The organism is Rhizobacter sp., from assembly GCA_021153565.1.
Taxonomy (GTDB): domain Bacteria; phylum Pseudomonadota; class Gammaproteobacteria; order Burkholderiales; family Burkholderiaceae_C; genus Albitalea.
Genome location: JAJKJU010000225.1, coordinates 1 through 9,973, shown reverse-complemented (window position 1 = coordinate 9,973; position 9,973 = coordinate 1). Strand labels below are relative to the sequence as shown.

The 9,973-nt window shown below is 62.3% G+C and carries 4 protein-coding genes and 1 pseudogene; 2 read left to right on the top strand and 3 right to left on the bottom strand.

Translation table 11 applies throughout. From position 1 onward, the window contains the following. Positions 1 to 191: 191 nt before the first annotated feature. A complete protein-coding gene (gene cysQ / locus AC30NL_RS14350; protein WP_489464674.1) occupies positions 192 to 962 on the top strand; it encodes a 3'(2'),5'-bisphosphate nucleotidase CysQ in 771 nt (256 codons plus the stop codon). A gap of 87 nt (positions 963 to 1,049) precedes the next feature. After that, positions 1,050 to 1,220, top strand: a pseudogene (locus tag AC30NL_RS14345) (amidohydrolase family protein); the annotation flags it as partial. On the opposite strand, the gene AC30NL_RS14340 reads toward AC30NL_RS14345, so the two are convergent. The 3 genes from AC30NL_RS14340 to AC30NL_RS14330 form a co-directional block, all read right to left on the bottom strand. After that, a complete protein-coding gene (locus tag AC30NL_RS14340; protein WP_489464673.1) occupies positions 1,150 to 5,376 on the bottom strand; it encodes a non-ribosomal peptide synthetase in 4,227 nt (1,408 codons plus the stop codon). The pseudogene AC30NL_RS14345 and the gene AC30NL_RS14340 overlap by 71 nt on opposite strands. A gap of 2 nt (positions 5,377 to 5,378) precedes the next feature. Beyond that, a complete protein-coding gene (locus AC30NL_RS14335) occupies positions 5,379 to 7,040 on the bottom strand; it encodes an MBL fold metallo-hydrolase (protein ID WP_489464672.1) in 1,662 nt (553 codons plus the stop codon). A 2-nt stretch (positions 7,041 to 7,042) separates the two neighbouring features. After that, the coding region (locus AC30NL_RS14330) for an LLM class flavin-dependent oxidoreductase (RefSeq protein ID WP_489464671.1) at positions 7,043 to 9,973 on the bottom strand (2,931 nt) is incomplete at its 5' end.

Here is a 9,973-nt window from a genome sequence, read left to right as displayed (position 1 = left end):
GCCATAGCCAAGCTATGGCTGCGCTTTACGCCTAGATCAGGTGCCCTTTTGACGTGCCGCTCGGACACGTTCGAAATGCTCTCAGCCTCTCACTGCGGGCAGGGCAATTGCTGCGACGACAATCAATCAGTTCCGGGGCCGGCCACTGCGCTAGGGATGGGCTGATCTTTTCTCAATCGCGAGGACTGCCGTTGAAGCCAGATTTGCCGATATATGCCTTGCTCGACGAATTGACAAGTATCGCGCGCCGCGCGGGCCAGGCCGTGATGACGGTGTACGCGGACGAATGTGAGGTGCGCAGCAAGGCCGACGCTTCGCCGGTCACGCAGGCGGACGAGCTGGCCGAGTCATTGATCGCGTCCGCGCTGACAAGCCTGTCCCCTGATGTTCCCTTGGTGGCCGAAGAAGCATTCGCCAGCGGGAAGACTCCTGCGGTCGGCGAGCGCTTCTGGCTGGTGGACCCTTTGGACGGCACTCGCGATTTCATCCAGCACAACGGCGAGTTCACGGTCAACATCGCTCTGATCGAAGATGGCATACCGGTGCTGGGCGTGGTGTACGCACCTGCGATCGATCGGCTGTTTGCCGGAGCGGCCGGGCATGGTGCAACGGTCGAAGACGCGAAAGGCAAACGCAGAATCCGCTGCCGTACCGCGCCGCCTGAAGGCCTCACGGTTCTCACCAGCAGGTGGCACGGCGATCTGGCCCTGCTGCGCACGTTTCTGCAATCACAAAAGGTGGCGCAGATCCACTTCTGCGGTTCGTCGCTCAAGCTGTGCCTGCTCGCCGAAGGACGGGGCGATCTTTATCCACGTTTCGGCCGCACGATGGAGTGGGACACGGCTGCCGGCCATGCAGTACTGTCTGCCGCCGGTGGACGCTTGACCGACATGAACGGAGATGACTTTCGATATGGCAAGCCGGGATTCGAGAATCCGGACTTCATCGCGAGCGGGCGATAGATTTCGAGCATATCGCCTTCATGGAGTGCGCACTGGAGCAACAGACATGGACACGGCAAATCTGATCGCCATCGACACCCATACCCATCCTTGCTGAAGGACCGCATCCTCTTCGGCAGCGACTTTCCGCTGATCACCCCCGACCGATGGATGAAGGACTTCGGGGAGGCCGGCTTCAAAGAGGAAGTCAAGCCGCTGATCCTGAAGCAGAACGCGATGCGGTTGCTGAAGCTCGGCGCGGACTCGGCAGTGAATTGAGAAGCGCGCGCGACACAAGCTGTCCTAGCGATTCGACATGCGGCGAGGCGACCATGGATTGGTGGGATCCCGGTACCTGATCGACATGGATGCTCTCCTCCGGAAGGAGACGATCCCAGCCCAGCCAAGGATCTCGGCCGTCGCTCACACGAAACAGATGGATCGCCATATCAACCGGAAGTGGCCGGTATGCGATCAAAGCCCGCACATAAGCGTCGTAGTGCGCCAGGTATTGCTTGACTTGCTCGGCACTCATGCGTGCCGGCAGCAGTCGCGCATGCTGCGCAGCCTTGATCAATTCATCAAAGGTCGCCGTTTCTGCCAAGTGAGCCAGGTGTGCGGCGGCGACCGGGTCGCCGATAGGTTCAAGGGCGGACAACAATCGAACCTGATCGTTCGCCTCAGCCTCCAAGTCAATCTCCGCTGTCGACGGGTTGGCCGTGTCGAGCAAGCCGATGAAGGCAACCTGTTCCCCGCTATCCAGGAGTTGCCGCCCCATCTCATAGGCCAGCACGCCGCCAAACGACCAGCCGGCGATGAAGTACGGCCCGCTGGGCTGCACAGCGCGCATGGTTTCAAGGAGACTGGCTGCATGCTCGCGGAAGTCTACGATCGGCTTTTCCTTGGCATCGCGTCCGCAGAGCCCATACACGCTGAACCGCGGATCGATGTGCGCGACAAGTGCGGGGCCGTAGAGAACTTCGCCCCACACCTCGTGAACAAGGAACAGCGGCGGCGATTCGGGCTTCACTCTAAATGGAATGGCGCCGCGTGCGGTCGTTGGATCTGTCTGCGTGGAAAGATGGCGGGCCAGTTCTTCTATCGTGGGATGCGCAAACAATGCCGCCGCGGGCAAGTCGAAGCCGCTTCGCTGCAGCAGTCCAGCCACTTGCACGATGCGCAGCGAGTGCCCGCCCAGATCAAAGAAGTTGTCGCGCCGGCCAATCTCTTCAGGCGCGCGGTGCAGTACCTGCGCCCAAATGCCCACCAGGGCTTTCTCCAGGGCACCTACCGGGCCGGCGTAGCCCCTTGGGTCAATGCCGTGCACGTCGGGATCGGGAAGCGCCGATCGATCGATCTTTCCGTTGGGCGTGAGTGGCAGATTGGCAAGTTGCACATAGGCACCAGGCACCATGTAATGGGGGAGATGACGCGCAAGGTGATCACGAAGCACATGCCCGTCGACCTCGCGCGGTGCAGTGTAGTAGGCCACCAGCCAGCGATCCCCAGACGCGTCCTCGCGGGCAAGCACAAGCGCCTCACCGACATCAGGGCACTGCCCCAAGCACGCCTCGATCTCGCCAAGCTCGATTCGAAAGCCCAGTATCTTCACCTGGTGATCTGTTCTCCCGACGTACTCGATCGTCCCGTCAGCGCGCCATCGTGCGAGGTCGCCGGTCTTGTAAGCGCGCGCGCGCGGGTTGCTGTCGAAAGGATCAGGCACAAAGCCCAGTTCCGTCAGCGCCGGGCGATTCAAGTACCCGCGCGCCACGCCGGCACCGCCGATGTGTACTTCTCCGGCTACGTCGATGGGCGCTGGTTGTCCATGCGCATCCAGGATGTAAACGCGCACGTTGGCTATTGGCTTCCCGATCACGGCCCTGTTGGAGGCATCAAGCTGCGTGACGACAGACCACACCGTCGTCTCGGTGAGACCGTACTCACCGTAGAGCGTGGGACAACCGCGCAGTTGCCCATGCTTTTCGAGCACCGAGGCCTGCGGCGTCTCTCCGCCGATGATCACGCCGCGCAGCGATGTCAATGCAGCGGGTTCGCAAGCCGACAGCATGGCGTCGTAAAGCGCGGGAGTGCCCAGCCAGAACTGAAGACGATACTGCTCGACAAGATCTCGCAGGTGACGCGGATCTTGTGCCTGTTCCGATGTCGGTACCACGAGAGTCGACCCTGTGCACAAGGTCCAGAAAAGCACGCCCACCGACGCATCGAATGTCATGGGCGGCACAAGCGCCATGCAGTTGGGTACGCCATAGCAGGCCCTGCGAGCGGCAGTCGAGTGGCACAAGGCGCGGTGCTCAACCATGACGCCCTTTGGCATGCCGGTGGATCCGGAGGTGTAGATCACATACGCCAGATGGGATGAGTTGAGGCCAAGTGTCGCGGGTGCGATGTCAGCGCTGGACAGACCATCCCATGACCGGACCGCGGCGTCGAGTTCCACGACCGGAATTGGATGCGGCAGTTCATCTAGCGACGCTCGCACCTCACTCAGGGTAAGCAGCACGCTCGGCGTACTGTCACACAACATGAGCTCCAGGCGTCCGCGCGGTTGGGTGATATCCATTGGCACGTAAGCGCCTCCAGCCTTCAGCGCAGCCAGAACCGCAATCAGCATGGCGGGGCCGCGCGGCAGCGCAATGGCGACGCGTGAATCCGGCCCCACCCCGAGCGCGATCAGATGACGAGCGAGACGGTTTGCGCGCGCGTTGAGTTCGGCATAGCTGAGACGCTTACCCTCGAACACCACGGCAGTGGCCTCGGGCACACGTTGCACCTGGTCTTCGAAAAGCTCATGGATACATCGATCCTCGGGGAACGGCGATTCGGTTGCGTTCCATTCCTCGATCAGCTGGCGGCGCTCGTCGGCCGGGAGGATGTCAATGGAGCCCGCACTGCAAAGCGGCTCTCGCTGCACGAGATCCGCGACGCCGGCAAGCGCGTTCTCCATGTAGACGGCGATGCGCATTGGATCGACAGACCTGTGCACATGCGTGGTCAGCGTGAAACCATCGCCAAAGTCATCCACCTCCGCATGAAGCGGGTAGTTTCCTCGCTCCTCGCTGAATAACTCTTCCATGCCGCACCGGTCCCACGCATCGGCCAGCGTTCGCTGCCTGCTGCTATATCGGTAGTTGAATCCGGCGCTGAATAAAGGCGTGGGCGCAGGCACTGCACTGCAGCGCTGGGCAAGAGCCAGCGGCGCTTGCTCATGGCTTAACAGCTCAGCGAGCATGGCATGCGTGTCGCGAATGGCCTGCTCCAAGGAAACGCTTCCGACGCGAATGCGCACGGGAAGCGTATTGACGCACAGGCCCAGCACACGGCTCGCGCCATCTTCCGCCTGCATGCGACCGAAAATCACGGTCCCGAAAACGACGTCGTCGCGGCCCGAAAGGCGCGCCATCACCAGAGCCCATGCCACGTGAAAGACGCTCGCGGGGCTCACCGCCAGGGCCCGCGCGCATTCCCGTAAGCGATGCGCCAGCGAGGGGTTGATGGGCCGGGTCGCGACGGCAAGCGCGGAGCCGTCACCTCGCACGTCCATGAAGCCGAAGGGCAAGGTGGGTTCATCAACGTCGGCCAGCATGCGTCGAAAGAAGGCCTCGTGAGAAGCTTGCTTTGCTGCGGATCTGGATCGAGCAACAAAGCCCCTGAAAGGCAATGGCGCGGGCAGCAAATGCGCCTCACCAAGCACATGGGCATTGATCTCTTCAAGGAGGATGTCCAGGCTGGTGTGATCAATGGCGAGTTGATGAGACAGCAGCATCAGAAGCCATCTCTCCCGTGCTCGATCCTTCGCCACGAAGGCACGCATCAGCGGCGCTCGTCTGGCATCGATTCGGAATCGCCTGAACCGATCCAGTAGCCATTCGGCCACATCGCCGACATCGTCCGGCAAGGCGACTTCCTCGATGTGCAGGGGCGCCTGATGCCAGACGACCTGCACAGGCGAACCCAATCCTTCCCATGCCATCGACGTGCGCAAAATGTCGTGCCGGTCGATCACCGACTGCAACGCAGAGGTGAAACGATCGAGCCGCTCCCGGCCGTCGAAGGCGAGCAGCCAGGGCAGCAGATAGGGATCCCCCTCAACGCTTGCCAGGTAGTGGAAGAAGATGCCCTCCTGCAGTGGAGCCAAGCAGTAGGTGTCCTGGATATTGGAGATGCCGCCGGGAATGGATTCGGCAATTCGCTCCCGCTCTTCCTTGGACAGTTCCCCCAAGGGAGCCTCGAGCACAGTCCACTCGGAACGCTCCGGTCCTATCCAGTCGAGCAAAGCGGGCTTGTGCTCGCGCAAGCTCGATAGCAAGGCGGGATCCAACGCCTGCTTGTCAGCGCGCAGCTTGACGTCGTTGCCATCGCGGCGCACGCGCACGCCGCGCCTTCCCAGTTCGAGCAGCAGATCGGAAAATGTCATGTTCATATCGTCGTCTCGACATCACTCCCGGGGACGCAGAGCGTGTCGTCGTTGTCGAAAAGTGCGACCTCTTGCGGGCCGTGCAGACGCCGCGCATGGCGAAGACCTGCCGAGAGTGCTCGCTGCAAAAACTCGTCGGAATCGCGCATCCTCACCGAAGTCGGTGATGGCGCCGGACCGAGAACATGCTGGAACCAGGACTCCAGCCCCATTGCATAGTTGTAGACGCAGCGTGCGCCTATCGCCTTGAGTAGCTTCAGTGCCTGCGTCGACGTACTGCCCCTGCACCTGCGATCCCGTTCGAGCGCGCGATCGCGACCTTGCGGGAGCAGCGCTTCGATCGTGTAGGCCGCAGGTGCGCCCTCGGTCTCGGTATTGAGGAAGACGGTCGGCACGGGACCGACCGCTTCCCTCACTCTTTCATACAGCATGGGATCCAGGCACGCGGAATCCGCTGCGAAAAGCATTTGCTGTCGCTCTAGCCGCACGACGTAGGCAGTCTTGGCGTGAGCCAGGTCGCCGTGCTCGCCCAGGAAGGGTATCCCGACGATTTCCCCGCCGGGCAAGTCGATGGACTGGAGTGCGTCGATCTCCGTGACGTTGCGAAATCCGATCGTCTGGGCCATGACGCGCAGCGACACATCGCCCATCAGGGATCCGCTGGATCGCGGAACCACCAGGCAACCAATGCGATGCCGCAGCCGGAGCAAGGACTCAAGCGAGAAATGGTCAGGGTGGGCGTGCGTGATCAGCACATAGTCGATACGTGGTGGCAAGTCTTGAAAGGTCGGTCGATTCGCTCCGCCATGCAGTGGGTTCACGCTGAGAAACGGATCGATCAGAATCGACATGCCCTGAAACTGGATCAGCACGGTGGCATGGCCCAGATACGACACGCGCGTCGGCAACGCGTTGCCATGCGAAGGCTTCGGCGGCGCGGTCGTTAACAAGGCCTGCAGCGAGGCCTGTGCCGCAGCGTCTGCTTCGCACAGGTCGAAGATGTCGCTCAGCGTGCGCGGCTGCACATCGAGCCGGAAGAAATCGTCCAGCCGGGGGCTGGCAAACGGAAGGTGCCAGTGCCACTCGCCCGGTTGGCTCACATGCGGCGTGCTGAACAGAAACGGTCGACTGTCATCGCTTTCCAGCGACCTGACGCGCAAGCTCTGCAGTTGCGGCCTGTAGTGGGTGCTTCGATAGACGAGAGGTTCGATGATTCGAAAGGAAGGTCGATTCAGGTAGTCGTAGACCAACTCCACGAGACCGCGCAAGGGCGCGGGCACCTTGGCATAGAGCGACTCCAGTGACTGTCCTCGCGCCTCCACAAGCAAAGTCGATTGAAGCTCCTCCACAGCATTCGCAAGCAGGCTCCAGTCGTGCAGCGTGCGTTCGGAGTGGGTCAGCAAGGCTGCCACCTCATGAGCCTGCGACGGTGCCACACCGATACAGGGATTGCCGCTCAGAGATGGGTCCCTGGCCATCTGGTAGTGCAAGGCCGGGTCGTCAATGTAAGAGCGCATCGCCTGGCGCTGTGCGTGCACGAAATGCATGCTGGCAGGAATGGGGGCGAGCGTCATCCACCAAGCGCCCCACCCATTGACGAGCGGCTCTGCGACCAGCGAATCGGCCAAGCGGTAGGTTGATGTGGAATCTATGCGGTGCTGCACGATTAAAGCGTCACTTCGATGGTTTCGGGCGACTCTCCGGCGGCTTCGCCAGATGTCATGGAGGCAGCCAGTGATGCTGGAGTCGGATTCGCGAAGAGCATTCGTACTTCGGCCGGCATGCCTGCTCGGCGCAGGCGTTCAAGCACAGTGACGACCATGAGGGAGTTGCCGCCGAGCTCGAAGAAGTTGTCGTGCCGGCCCACCCGCTGTAGCCCGAGCAGTTCGGCCCACAGTTGCGCGACCGCCGCCTCCCTCGGGCCGCTCGGCGCTTCGTATCTCGCGATGATCGAAGCCTCTGCATTCGGCTCAGGCAGTGCCTTGCGATCGAGCTTGCCGTTGGCGGTGACTGGCAGGCTGTCGACGAACACCGCAGCACTTGGGATCATGTGCTGCGGCAGACGTGCGACGAGGAACCGCCGCAGCTCCCGCCAACTGGGATGAGTACGCTGTGAGAGTTCGCGCAAGCGGTTCAAATGCGCAAGACCCGCCATGGCGCTCGGCCCGTCCATCCAGTCAATCAGGCACGCCATCTCGTCGACGCCGATGTCTCTTGCTTCCTGGATGAGAGGCCGGCAGCTCTGCGGGGTGCCGATCAGCGCCGACGTCTGCGAGTACTGCTCGAAGGCAAGTTCGGCAAGGGCCTCCACATCGGGTGCCCCCGACATCGAGATGTTGAGGCCCTGCGCCAGGGAGTTCAGCCCCACATGACTCTTGAGATAGTTGATGAAAGGGTCCTTGGCCTGCTGGCGCACCTTGTCGACGTCGTCGCCCAGGAAGGTGTGGATCATCAGGGTCACGCGGCCTGTTTCAGGGTCGTGTCCGGCCTCCAGTCTGGCCTGGCGGTAGCGGGCGATCTGCTGGGCCAGCTCGGCCATGCTCTGGCCCAGCAGGTGCGTGAGCACGTTGGCCCCGACCTTTCCGGCCTGAACGAAGGTGTCCGGGTTTCCAGCGGCTGTGATCCACAACGGTAGTTCTTGCTGCACAGGCCGGGGAAAGATGCGAATCTCGGAGGTTTCGCCCGCGCCGTTCGGCAGAGCAATGGATTCGCCGCGCCAAAGTGTCCTGATCATCTCGATGCCACGGAGCATCTCCTGCGTGCGCAACGCGTATGCACTCGGAGAAAGCACGAAATCTTGGGGATGCCACCCCGAGGCGACCGAGACGCCAGCGCGCCCATGCGACAGGTTGTCCACCATCGCCCATTCTTCGGCAACTCTCACGGGATGATGCAAGGGCAGCACGACGCTGCCGGAACGCAGCTTGATGTTCTGGGTGACGGTCGCCAACGCCGCACTCAGCACCGAAGGGTTGGCATACAGGCCGCCCACCGAGTGGAAGTGGCGCTCCGGAGTCCAGACCGCCTCGAATCCGTGCCGGTCGGCATACTGCGCCGATTCGAGGTACAGGCCGTACTTGTTGGCCGGATCGTGGACCTCGGCTCCGAAGTAGAAGAGGCTGAAGCTGATGCCCGGGCCGTTGGCGCTCGCTTGTGTGTCATCGAACGCGCGAGGTGCCACGTAAGCCACGAGGTGCTTGTCGCCCACGCCCTGCGCATGAGCCACGACAGCCACTTCTCGCACGCCGGGATGGCGGGCCAGTGCCGACTCGATTTCCGCGGGGTTGATGCGTACGCCTCGTATCTTGACCTCGAAATCGTTGCGGCCGTGGTACTCGAGGGCGCCGTCGGCCCGCCAACAGCCCAAGTCGCCAGTGCGGTACATGCGCGCCGAAAGCTGCCCACGCGATGCCGGTGCAAACGGGTCGGGAAGGAAGCGCTCCTGCGTCAGCTGCGAGCGGTGCAGATAGCCACGCCCCACTCCGTCGCCGGCAATGTGGATCTCGCCAATCACGCCCGGGGGCGTCGGCTCACCCTGCGCATCGAGGACGTAGATGCGGGTGTTGGCCACGGGATGGCCGATAGGGGGCGATCCGGCATCGTGGGTCAGGGGTCGAACTCGATATGCCGTTGACCAAATGGTCGTTTCAGTGGGGCCGTAGAGGTTCCACAGGGCCGAGCACAGCGGCTGCAGGCGCTGCGCCAGCTCCTTGCTCAGCGCTTCGCCACCGCACAGCGCCTTCAGGCCCGCACTTCCGCTCCAGCCGCTGTCGAGCAACAAGCGCCACACATTGGGGGTGGCCTGCATTACCGTGATGCGATGTTTTTCGATACAGCGGGCCAGACTCACTGGATCGAGGACAGTGTCCCGGTCGGCGATCACGACTTGAGCACCGCAAATCAGAGGCCCATGCAGCTCGAGCGCCGCGATGTCAAAGTTCAGCGTCGTGATTGCCAGCAAGCGGTCTTCCGAATGAAGATCCGCGATGTGCCGCATGGACGTCAACAGGTTGACCACAGCCCCATGGGGAACCATGACGCCTTTGGGTTGACCCGTCGAACCCGAGGTATAGATCACATAGGCCAAATGCCGTGGCGTCATGTGGACGCTGGGGTTGTGCGCTGGCTGGCCAGACCATTGCCGCACATCGGTATCGAGGCAAACGATACGGTCGGATGGCAAATACGCGGTCCAGTCCTTCTCGAGGGAAGCTTGCGTGAGCAATACCTTCGGCGCGGCATCGTTCAGCATGTAGGCCACCCGCTCCGCCGGGTAGGCCGGGTCGATCGGGACGTAGGCACCGCCTGACTTCAGAATGGCGAGCAAGCCGACCAGCATGGCGGCCCCGCGTGGCATGGCAATGGCCACGCGCTCGTCCGCCGTCACGCCGAGTGCGATCAGGTGATGGGCGAGTCGATTGGCCTGGGCATTGAGTTCGGCATAAGTCAGGTTTGTTGTTCCATGCGTCACCGCCACCGACTCGGGTGATCGCTGGACCTGCGCTTCGATCAGCTCGTGCACGCACTGCTCGCGCGGATAGTCGGCCTGCGTGGCGTTCCAGTCGATCAGCACTTGCTGGCGTTGCGACGCGGTCAG

Bases quoted from the DNA above. Each gene is read 5' to 3' on its own strand.
- AC30NL_RS14340 (WP_489464673.1), bottom strand. From the start codon at position 5,376: ATGACATTTTCCGATCTGCTGCTCGAACTGGGAAGGCGCGGCGTGCGC.